6 protein-coding genes are annotated in these 25,127 nt (G+C 53.8%); 3 read left to right on the top strand and 3 right to left on the bottom strand.

From position 1 onward, the window contains the following. The first annotated feature begins 276 nt into the window (after nucleotides 1-276). Entirely contained in the window at nucleotides 277-14,625 is a 14,349-nt protein-coding gene (locus C5Y83_RS12185) for a GEVED domain-containing protein (protein WP_105330017.1), read from the top strand. A 320-nt stretch (nucleotides 14,626-14,945) separates the two neighbouring features. Next, entirely contained in the window at nucleotides 14,946-15,338 is a 393-nt protein-coding gene (locus C5Y83_RS12180) for an acyl-CoA thioesterase (RefSeq protein WP_105330016.1), read from the top strand. 29 nt (nucleotides 15,339-15,367) lie between these two features. On the opposite strand, the gene C5Y83_RS12175 is transcribed toward C5Y83_RS12180, so the two are convergent. Next, on the bottom strand, nucleotides 15,368-18,118 hold the full coding sequence (locus tag C5Y83_RS12175) for a dockerin type I domain-containing protein (protein WP_146117755.1): 2,751 nt from the start codon (nucleotides 18,116-18,118) through the stop codon (nucleotides 15,368-15,370). Between the two features lie 85 nt (nucleotides 18,119-18,203). Further along, nucleotides 18,204-20,156 (bottom strand): hypothetical protein, encoded by a 1,953-nt coding sequence (locus tag C5Y83_RS12170; RefSeq protein ID WP_105330014.1) that lies wholly within the window; start codon nucleotides 20,154-20,156, stop codon nucleotides 18,204-18,206. Nucleotides 20,157-20,788: 632 nt separating this feature from the next. On the opposite strand from C5Y83_RS12170, the gene C5Y83_RS12165 reads away from it, so the two are divergent. Beyond that, nucleotides 20,789-23,155 (top strand): SdrD B-like domain-containing protein, encoded by a 2,367-nt coding sequence (locus tag C5Y83_RS12165; RefSeq protein ID WP_158262335.1) that lies wholly within the window; start codon nucleotides 20,789-20,791, stop codon nucleotides 23,153-23,155. Between the two features lie 93 nt (nucleotides 23,156-23,248). Here C5Y83_RS12165 and C5Y83_RS12160 read toward each other — a convergent pair whose 3' ends face one another. After that, entirely contained in the window at nucleotides 23,249-24,667 is a 1,419-nt protein-coding gene (locus C5Y83_RS12160; RefSeq protein ID WP_105330012.1) for a BBP7 family outer membrane beta-barrel protein, read from the bottom strand. Between the last annotated feature and the right edge of the window lie 460 nt (nucleotides 24,668-25,127).

The following is a 25,127-nucleotide window of genomic DNA, read 5'->3' as shown; positions in this document are numbered from 1 at the left end:
CATCAGGCATCGACATTCGTTGCTGAGACCCCGCAAGATAACAGTTTGAGTCGACTGGGCGAAATAGATCGAATCATACGGCTAGAAATTGCAGTGTTAATTTGGGTAATTATAATCCGACTTGGGTCTCCTAAATGTCGGTCCATTTCTCCTTATCGCATTTGCCATTTCTAAATTGTGATCTAGGGGCCTTGTCACCAGATCCGCGACACGACGCTGCCGTCGAACTTACCTAATCAAGCTCCAGCTTTTACGAAGAATAAGAAGGTTTGCCAAATGACCAATCGTCATGCGAGTAAGCTTACCCGAGCACAACGACGAGATCTCAACAAGAAGAGCCGCCAGCTTCGGCAAACCAAGCAGCGGCGTATGCAATACGAACCGCTCGAAGTTCGTCAACTTCTGGCTGCGAACGTAGTGCCGCAACTGGTCAGTATTCAGCCGAACACCGGCGAATTGCTGGAAGAGAACGACGTACGTGGCCTCTCGCCTCGTTCGTTGACCTTCAACTTCGCAGAAATTGGAGATGCAGGCGACCTGATTGACGGCAATACGGTGGCTGACGGTATCGTCATCACCCGTGCTGGTCTCGACGGTAAGCTGGGAACGGCCGACGACGTCAAGATCACTGGACCTGATTCGAACTTTGAAGGGTTCATCGGTATTGGCGATCAGCCAAGCGAAGTGGTCGTTCGCTTCGGTGAGGCTCTACCGGACGATATCTACCGCATTCAGGTCACCAGCGCCCTGCGCGACATGGAAGGCCAGTCGGCCAACGCCTTCACGCGTAACTTCGAGCTGAACCTCGCTCCCCAGGTGATGTCGGTCGTCCCCCAGCCGGTTACTCGTAACCAGCAAACCGGCAACTTGGAAATCGCCCGGGACATGATCTACGTCTACTTCAATGACGACGATCTTGACCCAACTCTGGCCACAAATCCTGACTATTACCAGCTGACCTTCCAATACGCCGAATCGGACTCAGGAGCAGCCACCAACAACGATTTGGGGCTGGGTAACGATTCGCAGGCGTTCTACCCGGTCGAAGTGGTTTACGATGCCGACGCGGACTTGGCGATGCTTCGTTTCAGCGGTCCGATCGAAAATCTAATCGCTGCGAACGAGACGAATGCCGGTTACGCCACGGTATTCCGTCTCCAGGTTGGTGTCCGCGGTATCGCCAGCAAGGGATCGCAGATCCTGGATACGACAACCCTAGATGGTGGCACCGACGCTGGCTCCAGCTTCGAAACAGCGTTTAACCTTTCCGATCTGGCGTCGTCGGTCGATCTGCAAAGTGCTGACGGTCTGGAAAACTACGCGCCGGGTTCTAACATCTTCGCCGGTAACCATGAGTTCCGAGTAACCCGCGGTGCCTTCGAGGATACCAATAACGATGGTCAGGTCGACGTCAATCATACGACATTCACCATCGACGACGGTTTGGGGAACCTTCGTACCTTCGAGCTGACTTCGGATGGATCGTTCACTGCTGGCAACATTCCAATTAACATTGCCGCAATTGCTAACAATTCAACGGGTGCTCTTGCTGCTGCGATTCGCTCGGCAATCACGGGGCAGACGAGTGCCACGTTCGCCGTCGATGCAACGACCGTCACCGGGTTCAGTGACGACCGATCGCAGCTTCGCGGAACGCAGGGCAATCGCGTCAGCATGATCTTGGGCAACAAGACGACTGGCTTGATTGTCGATCAAACGCAGGCACTGGTGATTCGTGGTGAAATTCAAAACACCTCGTCGTACGACATCGCTCTGCCGGGCGGTAACGACGAACCGGGACATCGCGATATTGAAGTCGGTGGCGAAAACCATCTTGGAAGCGAAGACACTAACGGTTTCGGCGTCACGGTCCTAACGTACAACTTCCCAGATATTTACGGTGTTGATCCGGCCAGTGCCGACGGCGAATTGCTGCACAACCAGATCACCGAAGCACAGAAGCAACGTGCTCGCGAAATCTTCGAGATCTACTCGTTTTACTCCGGTATCGAGTTCATCGAAGTTCCTAACAGTGTTGTCGCGAACCTGGGTGTCGTTACCGGTGACCTTCGTGCCCTCGATCCAGAGATCCCAACGGGTCCTGGCGGTGCGGCTGGTTTGGCCGGTGGTGGTTTGGCGATCATGGAAACCGCTGACCATGATAAGCCAGGCGATGACGAAGTTGGGGCTGCGTGGCAGTGGACCGCTTTCCACGAAATTGGTCACTTATTGGGCCTGCAGCATACCTATGACTTGCCGATCGGCACGAACATGGGTTCCGATGACTCTAATCTCGACTTCGGCCAGAACGTCGAACGCTTGTTGCCAGGCGACTTCGATATCACTCACCTGCAACATCTGTATCGTCCCGACGTTATTGACATCGACCTATATCAGTTCGAGGTCACGCAAACCGGAACACTCAACGCAGAAATCGTCGCCGAACGTCTCAATGATTCGAGCCGACTTGATGCTGCGTTGACACTGTATCGTCGCAATGGAGACGGTACCTACACTGCGATCGCCCGCAACAACGATTACTACAGCGAAGATCCGTTCATGTCGCTGGAACTGGAACCAGGCACTTACTACATCGGTGTTTCGGCCAGTGGTAACGATGTCTACGATCCGAACATCGAAGATTCCGGTTTCGGTGGTACATCGCAGGGCGAATACGAATTGCAACTGCGATTCAGCCCAACGGTTAACGATTCGATCCGCGACACCGGTTCGACCGTCGCTCAACTGAATACGGTTGTCGTCCAAGCCGACGGAAGCGGGTTTGTCGATGGAACCACGATCACGCTGCGAGACGGCACCCTGACGCGTGTCTTCGAATTCGACACCGATGGCCAGTTGACTGATTCGACGCACGAACGCGTCGCGATTTTGACCACGTCGCTGCAAAGCGAAATCGTGGCCGCATTGGTTGCCGCGATCAATAATGCCAATTTCAACGTCGATGCGACATCGACCGGTAATCGTATCGAACTGAGCGGCTTGGCAACCAATAATCCGATCACGCTCGACCCGCAGATCATTCTCGATCAATCGATCGTGATCACCAGTGGTGCAGCCGCCGGGGCAGCTCTCGATGGCGATCTTGATGGTGTCGCGGGTGGAAATTACAACTTCTGGTTCCGCGCTGAACCATCGACCTACACCGGTCTCAGCTCGACGGCTCCACGAACCCTATTTGTCGATGCCACCTACGCAGGTACCGCTCAGACCGGTTCGATCAATCAGCCATTCAAGACGATTGCCGCTGCGATTGCCGCTGCGAAGTCAGCCAATCGCGGAGACGTCATTCGTGTGATTGGCTTGCCGGGTACCAGTGATGATCCGGATACGCTGGCCGATAACGTTGCCTACTTGATTGGTCGCGATCCTCTTACGAATGCACCACTTCGCGATGGTACGGATATTGTCATTCCGAAGGGCGTGACGCTGATGATCGACGAAGGTGCGATCCTCAAGTTCAATAATGCGAGTATCCAAGTCGGTAGCACCTCGGTGACCGACGACCGCAGCTTTGCTGCTCTGCAAATTCTCGGTATTCCGGAACGTTACCAACCACGCACCGATACCAACGGTAACATCATCGAAAGCTCGATCGATGCCGAACGTGTCGATCGCCGCGTCACGTTGACTTCGTACCGTGAAACCACCCTGTTGAACGATCCCACGGCTGAACGCGTGGGCAATGCCAGCTATCTGCAAGGCGACGCCAGCCCAGGTAACTGGGGTGGTATCCTCTTCAATCAGGAAGTCGATCGCGAACAGCTGCGTGGTAGCTTCGCCGATAGTGGTATCTTCCTGAACTCGGTCATCGGTGCGGAATTCCGTTACGCTGGTGGTATCACCGAAGTGGACGGAGCGGACGTATCGCTGGCTCCAATTTACTTGGAAGAATCGCGACCGACGATCAACTACAACATCATTCGCCTCAGTGCGGGTGCTGCTCTGTCGGCCGATCCAAACAGCTTCGAGGAATCGAATTACACGGTTTACAACGGTGCTCCGGCTGCGTTTACGCCAGACATCACTCGTGTCGGTCCCGATATCTTCGGCAACCGAGTTGTCAACAACTCGACCAACGGCATGCTGGTACGCATCAGCTCCAGCCCAGGTCAGCCGATCGAAGAAATGACCGTTGCTGGTCGTTTTGACGACACCGATATGGTGTACGTGATTCAGGAAGCCCTGCACATTAACTCGACGCCGGGCGGTGCTTATACCGACACGCAAGATGCGATCAAAGTTACGCATCTCTCGGGCATCGAAGTCGGAAGCTACTTCCGCTTCATCGCCTTGGCGGACAACAATCCTTATGCGTATCGCACGCTGGTGATTCAGTTTGTCGAAGGAGGTCAAGGGGGAACAATCGCCGAGGACGCTCTGTACCCGAACCCTTATTACAACCCGGCCGACCCGAATTCGCCGCAGTTCCTCGCATACAATCAAGTCGTAACGATCGACTTGTCTTCCGATCTAGCACTGAACTTCACGGAATCGTACCTGGCTGAGTTGATGGCCGGTTACATTAATCAGTTCCGTGACGCTCAAGCATTCGAAGGACCAGGCTACTTCCTGGATATCGATGCAGAGACACAGAACAGCATCATCACCATGCAAGGTGACTTCGATGCCAACTACTTCGACGTCAACGATTTCCAAATCTTCGGTGGAAGTCTGAACGTTGAGCCAATTTACGTTGCCCGCTTTGACGCCAGCTTGGTGGTCGACCCTAACGTGGTTGTTAAATTCAATGCTGGCCGTATCGAAGTCGAAATGGGAGCTAACTTCATTGCTGAAGGAGCTCCTGGTCGTCCGGTCGTGTTCACCTCGCTGCAAGACGATCGCTATGGCTTTGGCGGTACGTTTGATACGAACAACAACGGCGATGCCACCGCTCCCGCTCCTGGCGATTGGAGTGGTATCTACTTCGCTCACGCTTCCTCTGGCAGCATCGATCAGGCTTTGATCGCGTATGCCGGTGGTGAATCGAATGTGGCTGGTGGCCAGGCTCAATTCAACGCGGTCGAAATTCACCAGGCTGTAGTTCGTATCACGAACTCGACCTTCGAGTACAACGACGACGGCTTCGATGAAGCAGGTCAGAATTCCGGTGGTGCAACCCGTAACGGGCACATGAGCAACGCCAACGCCGTGATCTTCATGCGTGATTCGCAGCCGATCATCGTTGGTAACAACTTCCGTTACAACTCGGCCAACGTAATGAGCGTCGACACCAGCTCGCTCAGCTATGAGTTGATCGTCGACTGGGGACGTTCCACCGGCGGTCTGGATGTCCAACCAGGTTTGGGTGACAACCAGGGTGCGTTGATTCGTCGTAACCTGCTGACCGACAACGATCTGAATGGCATGGTCGTTCGCGGCGGTGTGTTGACCACGCAGAGCGTCTGGGATGATACCGACATCGTCCACGTTGTGTTCGACACCATCTATTCGACTAACTTCCACACCTACGGTGGTATCCGTATCGAAAGCTCGGCTACGGAAAGCTTGGTCGTTAAGCTTCTGGGTGCCGACGCTGGATTCGTGGCGACGGGCACGCAACTCGATATCGATGATCGTATCGGTGGCATGCTGCACGTTGTCGGACAAGCAGGCTTTCCGGTCATCTTCACCGATTTCCGTGACGACACGGTTGGTGCCGGTTTCGATCAGTTTGGTGCCGCTCAGAATGACACCAATAACGACGCCGGTGCATCCAGTCCCTTGCCAGGTGGATGGCAAGGTTTGACGATCGATCAGTTTGCCAACGATCGCAACGTGCAAGTGATCGTTGAATCGGAAGCGAACAATCTGACCGGTCAAGGGATCAACGGCAGCCCACTGACTTCGCAATACCTGGGTCAGTTAGCTCCAGATGAATACGGTGGCGACGATACGCAGCGTCTGGGCTACGAGGTCAACGGTTACCTCAGCAACAATGCCGACGTCGACGTCTATAGTTTCGTTGCCGAGCCAGGGACTGAAGTTTGGTTCGATATCGACAAGACCAGCTACTACCTCGACGTTGTGGTCGAGCTGATCGACGGCGATGGCAACGTTCTGTCCGCCTCGACCAACTCGTACGATCAGTCGGGCAACAGCTTCTACGGTCAAAGCTCGCTGCTGACCGTGACCAACCCACTGCAGAAGTCGGGCTTCTACGACGAAGATCTGTGGTCAAACAATCCACGGGATGCGGGTATGCGAGTCGTCTTGCCAGGTCAGGCCGGCACCGCTCGAACCTACCACGTTCGCGTCCGTAGCAATTCGGATAACCTGACTTCGGTCGACGGTAACGTGATGTCGGGCACCACCTCTGGTGTGTACCAATTGAACGTCCGACTACGTGAAGTCGACGAACTGGCCGGTTCTTCGATTCAATTTGCCGATATCCGCTATGCAGAAAACGGTATCTCGATTTACGGTCAGCCTGGTCACTCGCCAGTGCTGGGTGAATCCTCTGAAAATGGCAGCAACAACGACACCCAAGGTAATGCTCAGCAATTGGGGAACGTGCTGAATTCGGATCGTGCTGCGATCAGTGTCGCTGGTGAACTCGATAGCTTAACCGGGCTTGACGTCGACTGGTACGAAGTCAGCTACGACTTCGATTCGATTCAGTCGATTCCTGGAACCAGTGCCTCTGGTGAATATGGCTCGCTGGTAATCGATCTCGATTACGCGGCTGGTTTGGACAACGCTAACGCAATCGTTTCGGTCTACGATTCCACGGGCACGCTCATCTTCATCAGCGATCGTGGTGCCATCAACGACGACTTGATGCATCCGCAAACGCCTGGTGCCGAAGGTCTGACCGACCTGAGCCGAGGTTCGAGCAACACGGGCGACCCTTACTTGGGTACCGTGATGCTGCCAGCAGGTACGCCAGAAAATCCGCTCACCTACTACGTGGCGGTCAGTTCGCAGGCTCAGACTTCCGTGCAGATGGACCAGTTCTTCAGTGCTGGTGCCGCTAACTCGCTCGTCCGATTGGAACCGATCAACTCGGTTCGTCGTATCGTCGAAGATCACATCGATGGTGTTGACTACTATTCGACACCAACCGCTCCGGATTCGACGTCGATCATCGATACCAATAATCCCGATTCCAATATCAGCCCTTACGTGCTGGGTGACTTCACGCTGTTCCTGAGCCGCGATTCGGGAGCGAATATCACCGATCTGTACGCTCTGGATCCATTCACCGGTGCGGTCGAAGCTCGCGTGGGTCGTGCTGGTCAGGCCTATAAGGACTTGGCCATGGCTCCAGATGGAACGCTTTACGCCTACAACGTGGATGAAATCGGGCGTAAGGAAGATGTGAACTCCGCAAACTTCTATCAAATTAATACCGGCGACGGTTCGGCGAGCTTGGTCACGCCAACCATTATTGGTACTTACGAGATCAATAACGCCGGTAACAACGTCCGCCTCGGCAACCTGCAGAACGCGAACGAAGGTAGTGGTACCGGTTGGGGTTACCAGTTTGAAGCGACCAGTTTCCAGAACAACAGCAATGCTGCGGGGCTGGACTTATATGCCGTTGGTAGCCGTGGTGACGTCTGGAACTTCGATCCAACGTCGGAGTACGCCAACATCCTGTTCTTCATGGATGCGACCGACCTCAACAACGATTCCACCAACATCGGTATGCCGGACAATACCCGGGCCATCGACCTTGGTATCTTGGCAGACATTGCCGATACGAACATCCGAGGTGACTATACCGCGCGAATTAACACCTTGTTCGATCATGGTGTCTCCGCGGCATCGAATGCGATGCTCACCACAGGTGCCACTGGCAACAACACGACGGCCACCCTGCAAGACGGTATGCTCTTTACCGTCGATCCAGACGGAGCCGGTCCGCTCGGGACAACCGTGTTCGAGCTCGATATGGGCAACGATTTCCGCCTGAGCTTGAATCCATCCGGTAACCGTTTCGTACGTGACGGAATGGAATTCGAGGTAGAAGGCTCGACCGCGGAAACGATTCGTTTCCAAACCGGTGGCGTTCTTAATACCGTGAACTTCAATCCCGCCAACGTCGACAACACCAATACCTCGACCGCGAAGAGTTACATCACGATTAGTGATGGCGTTGTCACTCGTCGATTCGTGTTCGACAACGTGGATAACGGCTTGCTAACGCTTGCTGCCAACGAAGTACGCGTCCCATTCACGTCCACTTCGACTTCGACCGACATCTTCAACGAACTGTTGAATTCGATTAACGTTGCATCGAACGGTCTGAACGTCACCGCCAACGGTACGGTCGGAAACCGCATCTCACTGGTCGGGGATACTTCCGCCTCGGTCACCGGTAACATCGGTGGCGTCGTAATCGACGGTACTTATGGTCAGACTTCTTCCGCCGGCAACATCATTGTCAACGTGGAAGAGTTCTGGAGCGGTACTCAGGTCGCCAACGCGATTCGCAATGCCGTCGCTGCGGCCAACGGCAATGGCCTAACCAATCTGTCGGTGAGCGTTTCTGGCGAACGCTTCAACTTCCTCGAAGCAGGTACTTCGGTTGGTTACAACCAGGTTGCCAATGCTTTCGATACCTTGCTTGATCCGGCCTTCACGGCAACCAAGGGTGTCAGTGGCACGAATACGCCGGTTTACATTGGTGTCGGCTACAGTGCGACTCAGGTGGCAACAGCCGTTGCGGATGCCGCAGTCGGTGCTGGGCTCACCGCAACTTCCGGTGGCAATGTCGTTACTTACGATACCGGATCGAATATCACGACAAACACCTCGTTCGATACCCCATTCACGGTGGGTGGCAATGCGAGCGGTGGTTTCGTGACCGGTCTCGCTTGGATTGGAAGTAGCGTCTACGCGGTGACTGATCAGGGTGGTTTGTTCGATCTGGCTCCTAATGGCAATATTCAAGTCATTGGGGATGAAATCCAAGCGGATTACATTACTACTCTGACCGACGAATTCGGTAATGCTCTGAACTTCCAGAGCCTCACAGCTGGTCCGGCACGTGTCAGTGCTGGTGCCAACACCGGATACTCAGACGTGCTGTTCGGTGTGACCGGGAATGGTGATATCTACGCGTTCGACGGTAATGGTTCCGAGCAGTTCGTGTTCCAGGGTAACCAGTCCAATATTTCGACCGGTCTTTTCAACGTCAACGGCTTACAGTTCGGTACGCTAAACGAAAACCTCTGGCACGTGACCGGCACCGAAAATAACTCGGCTGGTCACGGTATTTCAGTGCCCGTTGATAACACTCGTGTTGGCCAAAATGGCGGTTCCAGCATCTACTTCGGTAACGAAGACCCTGTTTTCGGTACGGTCAACAATCAGACTGGCCGCGACAACTGGGGTAATGCAACCACCGGCGACTACAACTTGCCTGGCGATGCCCACGGTACGGTAATCACGGATACCTTCAGCCTGTACGGTTACAACTCTTCCGATCTGCCAACGCTGTACTTCACGTACTTGTTGGATACGGAAGATCAGGACTTCGTTTACAACAATGGAAACGATACTCCGGCGACCGATGCGTTCCGCGTGTTCATCGCGGGAGACAACGGTGATTGGCAGCTTCTGGCCACGAACAACACCTTACGTAACGACGACTTGGGAACGCAACCAATCGATGACGAATTCGATACGATTGGCGACGCTAGTTCTGTCGCCGTGGACGAACTGTTGCGAGCCGACGGCGAGAATGGTACCGAAGGTGTTCAGTCGTTGTTCGACAACACCGGCTGGCGTCAAGCTCGCATCGATCTGGGGGCCTTCGCTGGTCAAGAGAACTTGCGACTCCGGTTCGACTTCTCGACGGGTGGTTCGATCAACCTAGGTGGGTACCAGGCTTCGACCAATACCAATGTCAACACGGAAGAGCTTCGCGTTCTGAAGGGTTCGCAGATTGGTGACGGTGGCAGCTTCATCGTCAACGATCCAATCAACGGTGGTTCGACAACCTTTGAATATAACAAGGGGCAATCGTTCATCTTTGATTCGGCCGGACGTGTTGCGGATGCATTGAACCCGCTCGCTGCGGCTGGGAATAACATCTTCTCACTCGTACGAGCCTTGGATGGAACGACCACTCGCACCTTCGAGTACGTTTTGAATGCTGCGGACGCGGCTGCTGGGAACATTCCGATCGTCTTCTCGCTGACCAACTCGGCCAGCGAAATTCGCCAGCTGACCGAGACCGCGATCCTTGGTGCCTTTGCCGGCATGACCGATATCCGGATCTTCGACGAAGCACCGGATACCTTCAACATCCAAGGTATCGTTGATCTCGCGCAGGTCGACGCGCCTTACGGATTGACGGTAACAGGAAGTTCGACCACGACCGCCGGAAACACGGTAATCAACTACAACAGCGAAACCACGGCTGTCGAGTTGGCCACCGAAACCCAGCGTGTGATGAACCTGACGATGGCTCCTCAGGCATTCGCCCAAGGCTATCTGATGTTCAATCGCTTCCAAGAATTCATCTACGGCAACGGTTACCAGTTTGATGTCAATGACAGCGGACTAGGCTACGACGGTGCCTTGCAAGGCGATGACTTCGGTTACGCTAACCAGGCTCGAATCGGTTTGGAAACGTCTACCGGAACGAACGCAAATCAGCGTGGGCAAGACAACTTGTTCCGCGGCGTGTTCTTCGACGACATCATCATTGGTTTCGCCGAGCGTGGTGAAATGGTGACCGGTGCGACCACCGCGAACAACTTCATCCACAACTTCGCCCTGCGTGAAAACGAAATCGTCACCGGCGAATACCAGTTGGAAATCCGTCGTGGAACCGACTACGCTTCGCCAGATCTGATTGATCTCTGGGGACTTCCAGAAGATTTCCTCGGATTCGATCCAGGCTTCAACTTCGATACGAATGATCGCCTCATCGAAGGCTACTCGATCGATGTCGCTTCCGGTGACGGTTTGGGCAACGGTGATCGGATCCGCGTGAGCGACGGTACTGATTATGTCACCTTCGAGTTCTTCGATCTCGATTCGGTGACGGAACGTCAGCGACGTGGTTTGACTGGAACGAGCACGCGAAATGCTTACGACGCCAATAACAACGTCTACAGCATCGGTTTCTACAACACCGACTCGGAAGCTCAGATCGCTACTAAGTTGATGAACGCCATCAACGATCACACGGGCCAAATCGCACGCGGTTTGATTAACAGCACCAACGACGGCTTTGGGGTTTATGCTCAGCTGAATTCGCGATCTGGTGCGACGACGAGCGATCGAGTTGACCTGTCGCCCGTTACGACCTCAGATGTTGTGGTGGTCGAATACGACGTCCGCTCGGACGACGCAATTCGCGAAGCGTTCGATTTGAATCTGCGTGGCGATCTGGTTGCGGCCGGAACGTTTACCTACCGTCAGATCGCTGGTGTGATTGGCGACAACGACTCGGCAGATAAAACGGACGGATTTGCTGACATCGATGTCTACAAGTTCACCTTGGCTGAGAATCAATCGGTTCAGTTTACGCTGTCCACCTTCTTCGCCAACACGATTGGTGTGGAAGGAATGCTGCGACTGTTCATGCAGAATCCGAACGGAACGTACTCCGAAGTCAGCATGACGTTGACCGAAGGTGCGAATTCCGATGTGTACGAGTTCACCGCTGCTACCGCAGGTAACTACTTCGTATCGGTCGCTGGCAACCCAGCTCCTCTGGCTGCCAATGGCAACCAGGCAGCGGCTTCCTTGGGTTACGACCCAACGAAGATCGCCAAGAACGATCCGGGTCGTCAGGTGAAAACGTACGAAGGTCAGTACTCGCTCGACGTACGCGTATCGGATGACTTGGCGAACTCGGTCCTGGGTGATTACGCCTTCGTTAATCGCCTATTCAATGGTGAAACGCAGTCCAGTGTACGAAGCTTCACCGATCCAATCACTGGTCTGACGACCGAATCGTTGGACATCATTCGTCACGACTCGCTTGGCTTCTTCTACGAGTTCAATCTCAAGGGAGACTCCAACCGAAAACGAGATCAAGGGCAGATCATCATCGGCTCGAACTATATCTCGAATTCGGCGAACTATGGAATCTTGGTTGACGCTGGCGATCGCTTGACGGTCGAAGATCAACTCTCGGCTAACAACCGACCGCACCAGGGTGCTCCGATCAATGTCCCATCGGCTGCGAACTCGCGTCGCTTGGCTACGGGCGTGACGATCACCAACAACGTCATCTACGATGGCGGAACGGGTGGTATCCTTTACAGTGGTGACCCACAAGGTGGTTCGCTCGGAGCGGTTCCGTTCGGTCGCATCATCAACAATACGCTGTACGGTACCAACAACGGTGATGTAGGCGTTCGGGTTGAAGAAGCGGCCGGCCCGACCTTGATGAATAACATCATCGCGAACTTCGCAACGGGTATCGTGGTTGCCGACGCGACATCGCAAGCCAACACGGTTGTTTCGCGAACATTGTTCCAAGGTAACGGAACGAACTCGCCAAACGTTGGCACAGGCAGTCTGCCAGTGATTCTCTCGCCAACCGATGTCTTGTTCGTCGATCCGGCCAACAAGAACTTCTACCTGGCTGAAGGTAGCAAGGCGATCGATGCCGCAGTCGATGCGATCCAGGAACGTGCTGAAGTCGCTCAAGTGGTCAATCCACTAGGTATCGACAGCACGCCGCTTCTCGCACCTGAACGCGACATCACAGGTCAGCTTCGCGTTGACGATCCGAACGTGGTGTCCAGTGGCGGTGTCGGTGGGGTGACCTTCCGTGACATCGGTGCGTTCGATCGTGCCGACTTCACCGGGCCAACCGGTTACCTGTTCGATCCGCAGGACAACGATGCCGCGAATCGCGACCTCGATGCCAGCCCGGACATTGTCCAATGGATTTCCGGTCCGCTGACCAACATCTCAATCCAATTGTTGGACGAAGGTGAGATCTCGGATCAGGTCCAAGGTACTGGTGTTGATGATTCGACGGTTACCACGGAATCGGTTCGCTTGGAAATTGTTTCCTCGAGCACTCCAATCGTCTTGGTTGACGGCGTCGACTACCAGTTCGACTACGATGCGACGAACAACATCATTCGCTTGGTGCCGATTTCCGGTGTCTTCCAAGAAGGTGTGCTGTACAAGGTTACCTTGGACAGCGATCCAACCTCGCCATATGTGATTCGTGACATCGCGAACAACCCGATCGAGTTCAACAATCAAGTTGACGACGGCAATGGTAACCTGGTGGGCGAAACTCGCTTCCTGGTTCAGGTCGGTGGCTTGGTTGACTTCGGTGATGCCCCAGATACCTACGGTACGCTGTTGGGATCGGATGGTGCTCGTCACAACCTGGTCGATAACTTCTACCTGGGTTCGAGCGTCGATGCGGAAATCGACGGTCAACCGACCTTCGATGCCAGCGGTGACGGTATTACGGACGACGGTATCTACATCCGTACGCCAGATCCAAACAATGGGGGTTCGTTCCTCGATTTCACCCTGCGTGATAGCATCACCAACGAGATGTACATCACGGCAACGGTTCCATCGGGAAGCAAAGCGTATGGTTTCGTCGATGCTTGGATCGACTTTAACCAGGATGGCGACTTCGACGATGCTGGCGAACAGATCTTGGTGAGCCGTGCGTTGACGATCGACGCAATCGATCCATCGGGTTCGGCTTCAGGTTTGGGACAACTCATCAGCATCAGCGACCTGCCTGAAGGTGCTCTCGAAGGGGATACGATTGCTCGCTTCCGCTACAGCAGCACGGGCGGCTTGGCTGCAACGGGCTTGGCTGAAGATGGTGAAGTCGAAGACTACCAAATCACCATCGGTGCTGCGGCAGTCAACCCATGGCACAACGACGATCTGCCTGTCGGTATTACCAAGGGCGATACCAGTGTGACAGGGTTGGACTTGAACCTCCTGGTCACTGAGTTGCGTAACCGAAATTACACCTACGGTAGCAATGAAGTGCTGCCCCAGGGTAAACGGGTTGGTGACTTCCGCCCGGGATTCGAGCCAGACTTGATCGATGAAGCTCTTGTTCCCGCTTACTTAGACGTCAACAATGACCGTCGTGTTACTTCGGACGATCTGAGTATCCTCCTGAGCTACTTCACCAATCCTTCCACGGTTAATCCAGAACCATTCGAAGGTGAGATGATCTCTAGCTCGGTGGTATCCAGTGAACCGGTAGCCGACAGTGTTGTTACGCCAATTGAAGTAGGCTCGAGTGAGATCGTAACTTCGATCAGCAGCCCAATCACGCCAACGATTTCAGCTCCGGCTTCGATCCAGACCGAGTCGCTGGTAAGCACTTCATCCTTTACAACCCTCGCACCAAGCTATGCTGGCTTGCAAATGCGATCGGCCGTGGAATTGATGGGGCTTAGCTCGACCAGTATCTCCAGTGCTGAGATGGTTGAAGAAACCTATGTCGACGAGGCAATTGCCTTGGACGAACTGTGCGACGACGATCAGTTCAGCCAGTTGATCGGCGACATGGCCGACGATCTGAGTGCCACTTGGGATGCTAAGAACTTCGGCGACGATTCTGACGACGCTGAGAGTGGTGAAGATGATCTGGACGAATTGGTCGCACTGCTGAGTGAAACCAATGGCGGAAGCTAAGCGTCCACTTAACAAATCGTGAAATGGGAATCGTCCGAAGGGCTTGCTCTTCGGGCGATTTTTTTGCGCCCTCCCCTCCCCCGCTAAATCTTACATACCTTAACTGATCGCAGGTCAGGTAGACTCGAATTCAGTTCCGTAGCGGCAGGTCGACTTCTGGGTGGATTGTTTGATGTGCCTCATGTCTTTCGAAACAGACTTGCTTGCTCTCCTTCTCAAGAGAGCGATAAGATCAAGCTAGGTTGACGACAGGATGGCTTTCTGGTGACGATCGGTTCGTCTATCAAGAAGAGGGTTGTCGCAAGACAGGAAGTGCTGGCATGAACTTTCGCTATCGTTCCTTTGAAACAACGTTCACCGTCTTTCCACATATGACCAACTATATGTATCCGATGGTGTTCGGTGGAGAAATGCTAAGCCAGATGGACATTGCTGCGGCGATGAATGTGCGTCGGGCACTCTACGATTCCCCAACCGGTTGCGACAACGCGGTTACTGTCCATTGTACTGATATCAACTTTCTGGTCGGTGCCCAAGTCGGTGATCTGATTCTACTGAAGTCTGAGATCTACGAGGTAGGTACTAAGTCGATTTCCGTTCGGGTTGAAGGATATCGAGAACGAGCAGACGGCGTCGAGAAACTGTGCGACGGACGTTTCATTTTCGTAGCTCAGAAGGACGGCGCTACGAAGCCTCATGGTCTCGAGCTTTGAGTCGGACGAGTTACGCTCAAACAAAACCACTAAAGTTGGTTTCGGTCGATCCGAACTGGGGCGTCTAAGTCCGCGAAAAACAAGTCGGTTGCTTCTTCCTCTTGCTCGCTCGAAGCAAGTGTCTTGCCGTTCGTGGCAACAGTCGCATCAAGGATCACTCGTTGGTCCGAGGAAACGAATCCGATGAAAGCCGCCTTGCGCGCGTCGTCTTCGTCGTAACCATCTTCATTTAAGCTGGCATTGTCCGAAGTAAGACGGAAACTATTGGACGACGATACCGAAATAAATGTGTCGCCAAATCCGGTCGTTCTAGAAGGCGTTACGTTGGCAAGCAACGAAGCCGGCTGATAGAAAGGCAACGCCTGACGGATCTCTGTGCTCGGCGATGGTTCTGATTCTGGCGAAATAGAACCACTCGACGAGCTTGAATTGTCTAAGGGAGTGTAGGTAAAAACAAAGTCAGGTTCCCCGTCAAGGGAACTCAGATCAATGTCTTGCAAAGTCTTGGCATCGATCACTGCAAGCAAATCGAGCTTGTCGAATCGTCCATCCCCGTTCACATCGAGTAAAGGATCGCCACTGGTATGGAACGCAGTGATCGTGCGATTCTCGGTGAAAACAGGAACTTGCAGCTCGCTTAGCACAAGTTCGATATCGGTATTGTCGACGATGCCGTCAAGATTCAAATCGGCTCGCCGAATCGGATTGTGCCAAGATGTATCCGCAATGGCGACAGAAAAACTCGCCCGATTGGAACCCAGGTTCTCGTTCAACGAGACGTCGACCGTAGAGATAGACGCGAAGAATGCTTCTTCTCCTTCACCCGGAACGACCTGTAATCGATAGTTTCCAGCGACATCAAACGGAAGCGTGAAGGCGCCAAGCTCGTTGGTAATGGCCACGTTCGATCGGCCAACCTGCAGGTTATCAAGTCCAACATATAGCGGCTGCCGGTGCGGGTCGTCGCTGTCGCTCAAAAAGCCGCGGGCAACAGCGTACGCTGCGTTCGCTGAATCAATCTCGACGACCATCGTTTCCGAGCTTCCGGCCTTCATGTCACTGGTTTGGTAACGTCCCAGCAACATTCCGTTGGAATCGTAAAGTTCAAGGATGCCAATGTCACCATCAACTTGGGCGGTCGCGTCGATCGAAACCCGACTGACAGGCGTGGCAAAGTCCATACGAAGTCGGCGTTGATCGGACCAAAGGTTGCTCCAGGAATTGCCGGAATAGTTGTAGAAACCTCGCCCCCCAGTACTGGAAAGTGTGCTATTGCGCGACGATACATCCGACAAAAGGGGATCGATCTCTCCGCCGAAAGCGGACAGTGTCACGCCGTTGATCGGGTCGTAAAAAATCTCGCCTTGATCGTAGTCATCTGGCTCGATGATTGTTTGAACGGTGACTGCATTGCCTTGCGCATCGGTCACAATCACTTGCCAACCAGCCAGGCCTTCTTCCCCTGCTTCGAAGGTTCCGTTTCCATTGGCATCGTAAGTAACGTAACCGGCAAAGCCGTGGACTGGCGTGGAGTCGATATGATTGACCGAAGCCGTAAGAATTGCCGATTGAATCAGACCCGTCTCGTCGACCAAGCGAACCTGAACTTCTTCGACACCGTCTGGCAACTGCAGGGCGAAATCGATATCGGCCGTATAGTCGTCGATGACTGGGCCGGTTTCCCAAGATCCATTTCCAACGCGATACTCAACATGGCTGATCCGATTCGTGGTTATCGAATTCTGCAAACCCCATGAATTCATGTTGGGCAGAACGCCAATCGCTCCTTGCCCAACAATTCTTAGGAGGCCTGTGTTCGGATCGAAGGTCGAAGTCGCGGAGAAATCCATCGGCACGTCAAACACATCGAACAGACCATCGCCGTCCGAGTCTTGCCAGCCGATCGATGCCAGCGAGGAAGGGCTGCTGGTGTGGGCCGTATAAGCGGCGCCAAGTGATGCCGAATCGCCCAGCAAGCTGGTTACAATCGAGCTTCGATCTGGATTGCCGTCGTACGCATTAGTGTTTTGCGTATCGTAATAGCCACGTGTATCGGTATAGTCGCCTGAAGAAGCGTACTCGTCCATCGCCCAGAACTGATGCGACGTTTCGTGGGCAATTGTACTGGCCGGACGTTCCGAAGGGAGGGCCATGAATGCCCCGCCTGCTATGGAGAAGGCACCACGAATACTGCCAGGTGCGAACAGTCCGTCCGCATCATTTTGGGCATTGATCACAAAGATAGTGAACGCCCAATTCGTACCGTGATCGATCCGCTGCTGATTGTTGTAGCGACGGACGTCGTTGTCGATTTCGTTCGTGCGGTCGGCCCCTACATAATCTAAGAAGGTTCCAACCCAGGTTTCAAAGGCCGTCGCTGCCTGAGAGATGGGCTCCATTCCGATCGGAACGGGATTGTCGGCGTAAGTGTAGTCGATATCGAAATTCAACTGATGAACGCTTGACTGAATGGCGAGGGTATCTTCCCACCATTGCATCGCGTCTTCGATTCGCTGCTTCACTTCCGAGCGATGCGTTTCGGTCCAGTTTTCTGTGTTGTTCGATCCAGTACCAGTCGATTCAAAGAACACGACCGAGACGGTAACGTCCCCCAGCATGAATTCGCCGGTATCTAGATCTTCCGCTCCCCAGGGAACCGAAGAGAGAGCGAGACGCGACTCCAGTTGCTCGAGCTTCGCCACGCGACGCTGAGGCCTACGGGCCTGCTTTCGTCCGCCCGGTCGGTTGGCGGAGCGTCGGGAAGAAGTCGGTTGGGGCATGCGTTATTCCGGCAGCAAAACGCTTACGTCGTCGAGAAGAAAAGAGGGATAGCCGATCATTGGTTAAGTCGCGATCGGCGAGCGACTAAATCTGATTTTCATCTTCCCACAACGCCAATACTTCATCGGCACTCGCCGCAAAGCGGTCGTCGTCCTCTTCCGAACTGAGCGATCCGTCCCATTGCTCGGAGGTCATCGCGATCAAATCGGATTGACTATCTAAATTGGCATCGAACGCGACCGGGGAACTGACAGGATCGGCCGCAGGAGCTTCGTCCTCTTCCGGCAATTGCGTCGAATTTCCAGATACATTCGACGAGACTCCAGGGAGACTGAGTAAGTTTCCGCTGACACTGTCGGTCGAGGTCGATGTTGTCGCTGCTACAGGAGATGTTTCGGTAATGGGCGTTGGCTGCGATATAGTGCTTGAGGTACGCGTATCAATTGGTTCGCCTTCCAGCAGGAAGGAGGATCCCATCAATGGGGCGGGGCCGCTCAGATCGCCAGGATAGCCATTGGGATAGACGCGGGTAGAGTCAACAAATGCTGACTGTCCGAAGTTCTGTACAAACAAGCTGAAATCGCTAAGGCCTACGACCCCATTATGATCGAAGTCGAATTTCCGGGTCGCTGGGTCGCCGTTTACCGTTTTGCCAAAGGCAGATACGAATTCGGAGAAGTCAGCTAAACCTACCGCCCGATCTTCGCCGTTGGCGACATCATAAATCACCGGCCAGACGTCAAAGCTTGATCCGGTCGGCGTGGTGCCATTGATGACAGCGGCAATGCTCGTCGAAGTATTTACGATCGTCGCATTGGTGTGAGAAAGAGAGATAACTGAGGAAGGTGTCGATTGAAGTTCGCCGTTGGTATAGTCAACCGGCAATTCGATTTCTGAGCGAAGTTGGATGCGGCCGATCAGGGCGTATTGGTCGTCGCCCAGATTCGTAGACAGCGAATTGAATCCGACGGTCACAGTACCGTTGTCGTCATCGACTTCGGTGAACGTGACAGAATACCGAAGATTGCTTGGATCCTGAGTTCGACCGACAGCTTTCACGAAAGCAAAGTCGTCGGGATCATAGCTAACCGTGACAACACCGCTGGATACTGCGTTACCGGCAGGTGCTTTTGCATAAACTTCGACGTAGAAATAGCCCCACTCATCGATTTCGTCAAGGTTCTGAGGAAGCGACGAGACTTCTCCGCCCGACGTAAGCGTTGGGTCGACAACATAGCGAACTTGATAGTCCGCGGCTTGTGCCGCGATTACCTGCAGGCCCACTCCTTCGAAGTAGACTTGATCGCTTGCCGTTAGTCGCTGCTGGCCAAAATGGTAGAGCGAGAAGTATTCGTCCGCATCTTCCGTGGCGGCAATGAAGTCATCACCGGTCAGTCGTTCTAACTGGGGAACTCCGTCGACGTAGTTAATCTCCCAATCTTCGGGAAGCTGATTCGGGTTCTCGATATAGTCGAGCACATCGAAATGGAAGTGTGGGTTGATCCCCTCTTCCATGTTATAGGTGCCTGGTTGCTGGGCAATCATGCGGAACGACAGCAACTCGACCTCGGACGGGTACAAGTTACCACTAATATCGATGTTCTGGATTCCAAGCCGTTCGATATAACCGTCGACGTCCGTAGCCGGATTGCTGACCGCTACTGGATTGATAGATGGCCCAATTTGGATTCCGTAGCTGTCGTCGAAGTCAAAGCCGACCGAATCGTAGGTGACGTTGAAGTAGGCGGTAAAGAAGCCGTACGGATTAGCCAGAATATCATTTGCCGCATCGACATTAACGGTCACGCCTGCATCGCCGCGGCGATCTTCGATATAGGCCGTTACCAGGAAGCTTTCCCCCTGAACGATCTGTTGAATGGGGTTACCGTGAAGATCGGTCGCCTCGAGGCGGAGCGAAATCAGTTCGCCGGACGCGTCCAGCATCTCGCGGACTTCAAGTGCCTCGAAGCCGACCTGATGTTTCCAATTTCGGTCGATGGAATTGCGGCGAGCGGTGCGAGATCGAGCTTTTTTCATGATGTTCGCAAAATCGTTGAGAGACAGCAGGTGCTGGACCTGGGACGAATCTGACAAGGGTGAAATCGTACGAAAACGGCCTGCAGCGATGGCATTGCCTAGGTCCCAGCGTAATTCGCGCCGGGGTGAACGCAATCGCGCAAATGCTTAAGAGGTATAGGGTTTAGGGATTATGCGGGTTGTTCCGATTATACCCCCTTCCCTCCGCATCGAGCCGTAGAATTTGGACGAACTCTCCACGCATAAGTTCCGCCCGAGATGGCAAAAACGGGAAATTCGGAAGCTTTTATTGAAGTCCCGAGGAACTTCTGGCGGACGTCAAGCGACCAAGTGGCTAGTAGAACCAGGAAACTTTGCCGATGACGGGGAATTTACTCCCAATTAGGGATGTTCCGACCGGAAGAAAAAGTTTGCAAAGGCCAATTGGGCTAATTAATCTGGACAACGTCGGCAAAAGCCCCCTCAGTTTCCTAAACTGCTCATTTTGTAACTTGCCTAATCGAAAATATAGGTTGCCGTAGGTCGCCATGAAAAAATCTAAGAGCCGCCAGCACCGCGTACCCTCTCATTCCCTCAAACGCGCCAAACGGCAACGCGGTCTCCGCCGAATGGAGCAACTGGAAAATCGTTCCATGCTGGCAGGGGATGTCGCTTCCCCCTGGCATAACGAATTCATGCCAACCGACGTCAACTCGGATGGCGTACTCGACCAGCAGGATATCGAAATCCTCGTTGGCGAGTTGAAGTCGATGAAGTCGGGGGCCCTCGCTGCCCAAAACAGCTTGCTTGAAGGGGAACAGTCCCTCTATCTCGACGTCGATAACGACGGCAAGCTGACGCAACGCGACCTTCTGAGCGCGATGGATGCGTTGACGCTGGAGGGTGAACCAGTTGTTGCGCCTTCAGATTATCGAGCGGACTACGATGTCGAGATCGTTCACGATTCAGCGACGACCAGCGAAGGTGGTTCGAAGAACGTCAATCTGAATGATACGTTCACGCTCAATATTTATGTCACCGATGTTTCGGAAATTCAATCGGGCTTCTCTCAAGCGTTCGTCGACATAACGTTCGACTCGACCAAGTTGACAATTGATGATCCGTCGACCGCCGTCGTAACTGGCCCCGGATTCAGCTCCCAAACGGGTGACGTTCCAAGTAATGTGACACCGTATGGTGGCAAGAATGCGAACGATAATCAGTTCGTTGAGGCTGGCAAGCTCAAGTGGATGGGGGGAATCTATCCTTTTGCACCACAAAATGGGATGCAACGATTTCTGTTGGCGAGCGTAACCTTCCGTGCAGTTGCAGAAGGAACGGTTGACTTCACCGTTGATGTGCGTCCTTACACGCTTATCGACCAATTGACTGACAACCCTGATCCGGACGCAACGGAAGTGGCGTTCAACCAAATCGAACGAGATGGTCAACCGACCTCAAACGTCGAAGAGAACTTGGCAGCTACCTACGTTTACGATCAAGGAGCTTCAGGTGAACAGCTTGTCCGTTTTGACGGCGGTACTGTAAGTGTCGTGATCGAAGCCCAGCCAGTCGCTGGTGCAAACTTCGATTCCTACAATGTCAACGAAGATTACTTCGGCGACGACGAAAACAGCACGCCTCCAGCCGTTACCATTGGCGGCGTTCAGTACTACGTGTTGGACGTCCTGGCGAACGACCTCGATTCAGCGAACAACCCGGTTACTGGCGATCGTAGTCGCTTTAACATCGATTCGATAACGCAGCCAACCAACGGTACGGTCACGATTCAAACGAACGCTCAAAGCATTCCTGAAATCGTGGCGACTGGTATCACCTCGCATCAGGTACTTCTTTACCAGGTACCAGCGAATCTTGGTGGAGTTACCGAAACCTTCAACTACACGACAACTGACTCTGGTTCGCCAAACAACACCGGCACCACCAATGCTGACGTTGTGGTCGCGATTGCCAATGTCGACGACGCACCAATCGCTGGCGATGCATCCTTCACACTGAACGAAGGCGAGACGGTTTCGGGCTTCGCTCTTGATTACGCGTCGCTGCAAGGCGGTCCTGATGAAACCGAAACTCTGACATTCGTTGAGTTCATCATTCCGGCCAATCTCCAAGGGACGTTTACGCCGATTCTCGATGTGAACGACAACCCAACCGGCGAATTCACCTATACCTCGGCTATCCCAGGCCTGACCGAATCGGTGCAATACGTCGTTTCTGATGGTGGTGATCAAACCGCAACCGGTACGCTGACCTTCAATACTCTGCTCGATAGTTTGATCGAAGGTGTTGTCTACTTCGACTCTGACAACGATGGTGTCGTCGATGAAAACCTCGATAACGCCGCGAGTGCCGAATCCCGTATCGGTGGTGTCACACTGGAACTGGTCAACTCGTCGACCGGAGCCGTAATTGCCACGACACGTACCGACGCATTCGGAACGTACAGCTTTGCTGGTTTCGATGAAGGAACCTACTCGGTCCGCGTTGTCGATCCTCGTTTCACCCGCAAAGGTAAAACCACCGCAGGTGACTTCACGATCACCGGTAACGAAATCAGTGGTATTACCATTGGTAACGGCCAAGCAGGTCAGTACTCAGGCTTGAACTTCGGTTACCGCGGTCGCGACTACGCCTACATCAGTTGGGGCGATACCATGGCTTCCACTACGGAAGACAGCATCACGCTGGCCTTCTCGAAGAGTGGCGGTACTGCAACTTTGGAATGGTACAACGTTGATGAAGGTTGGGATCGCCTGACGAACATCAACTCGGACTACATCTACCTCGACCCAGTTACTAAGTCGATGCAGGTCGCCTTCGAAGTGACCGTCGACGGTCAGGCCGAATCGCAGTACGTCGTTCAAGCGTACTCGCCTTCAACGCCAGGTTACGTGGTTGTCGCGGAAACCGCAGAGGGCATCATCATCCGCATCAACGGTACTGGTTCGCAAGTGATGACGAACTTGGCAGCCGTGGATGCCGCATTCGCGAACCTCTAATCGAGCTCGCGTTAAAGCAAACAAAAAAAGAGCCAGCTTCTCGAAGGAAGCTGGCTCTTTTTATTTTCTTGAACCTGCGATGGCCAGGATTGTTTAGTAGTGGAATTCCACACCAGCGGTCATGCCCAGGATCCAGTATTCCTGTTCGTTAAACTGGAAGGTCGGAGCGGTTGTGCCTGGTGGGAAGATATTGTTGTCGATCATCGTGCCACCGGTAACAACGTCGCTGAAGTACAGGAAGGTCGTTCCGAGCTTCAGGTCGAGGTTGCAGTTGTAGGCGTAGATCATGTCGATGTTGATCTCAGGAACGTAGACGAACTTGTCACGGCTGTAAGATCCCGAGTTCCCAGCGAGAGCATAGACACCGGTGTTCTGAGCAATGGTTCCGTTGACCGAGGTCGAGCCCGCGATGGTAGCTTCCTGGTGAGCACTACCCAGGGCCAGCTTACCCATGGCTCGCCAGCTGAATGGACCGTCTTGGAATTCGGCCATCAAACCGATGTGACCACCGTGGAATTCGTTGATTGCGTCGAAGCGATCGCTGTACTGAACGATGTCGCCCGTGGCCAGACCGCCGGGAGGGGCCAAGTCTTGAACCGTGAAGGTCGCATCGTTGTAGAAGCTATCTTCCATCTTGAAGTAGGTGTAACCACCAACGAAGTCCCAGCGATTGCCGTTGTTCGTGTAGATGTGCTTGGTCAGGAACGCGTCGCCCATGTAGAACGAGTTGCGATTTTCAAGATTGACGGTAGTGTTGTTGGCAGCACCCGAACCAGTACCCGGTAGAGCAACCAGAACGGCATCCTGCAGGCCAGTGTTCAGGTTGAAGAACGGATAGGCCAAGACTGGGAACTGAGCTGAAGTTGCTGTGTAGCCCAGGCTTTGTTCTTCCAAAGCCATGAACCGGCCACCAACGCTCCAGTTTTGGTAGTCATCAAGCCATAGTCCCAGGGTAATACGGCCACCGGCAGTTGGATTGCCATGTTCGTTACCGTCGCCCCAGACGATCTGCGTGCTGGGGTTACCCAGGATACCGCGATCGACGTCGGCACTAGTCGTCAGGATCGGCGGATAGTTGCCACCCTTTCGCCAGACCATCATGGCCTCGAAGCTACCGTAAGCACGAGGTGGCAAAGCACAGCCGTCGCCACAGTCGTTGCAGGCAGCGCCGGCCACGTTTTCGTATTGCATGTAGTCGCCAGCTGGCTCGTACATCGATTGGTCGTACATCGAAGGATCGTACGATGCATTCGATGCTTGGCCGTAGTTAGGGGCCGCAGCCATTTGGGCATAAGGTGCCGGTCCCATCATCGGGCCAGGACCCATTGGGCCTGGACCGTAACCTGGCGGCATCATTCCCGGAGGTTGCATGCCAGCAGGATCATAGGGAGCGGGCGATCCGGCAGGATACGGTGATCCCATCGGAGCGTAGCCCTCTTGGGCGAAGGATCGGCCGGTTCCGAGAACCACGGCTACGATCGAGAAAGCTAGGGTGGAGTAGTTAAGCTTCATGTTGTGTGCTCGCAAACTAATGCTGTCGCTCCCAAGGCCCTGCCTCGTTCCGTACTAAGGAAGGAGAAACAAGAGCTACCGCTTGCGTCGTATGGACATCCAAAATCGACTTGGCCAACGGTGAAAATCCGCCAACTGTTGGCCACGTTCACCCCGGCGGTTTGGTTTCTGTTGTCAGGACGCTTGCCCTGCGCTCGAACGGTCCGCGTACGATTATTCCGGACGTATTAGGAATGTCGGCGATTCGATGTGTGCCGGTTAAACCAAAAAGATGCTTCCAACCCGTATAAACGGAATTCTCCACACACGCAGACTGTTTACCAGGAGAAAGGGATGGATGGGTGTAGTGGGTAGAATGAGGTGAGTTTAACGATTGCGCAGAAATGAAGGCCGCTTGGGGAGGGCAATTCTTCGGAATGTCACTGCCAAAACATGGGAACTAAAGGGGTTGTCCACCATA

Origin of the sequence: Blastopirellula marina, from assembly GCF_002967765.1 — a bacterium.
GTDB lineage: Bacteria > Planctomycetota > Planctomycetia > Pirellulales > Pirellulaceae > Bremerella > Bremerella marina_A.
Note: the sequence above shows the minus strand (reverse complement) of the source record. Positions and strands in the feature narration are given on the sequence as shown.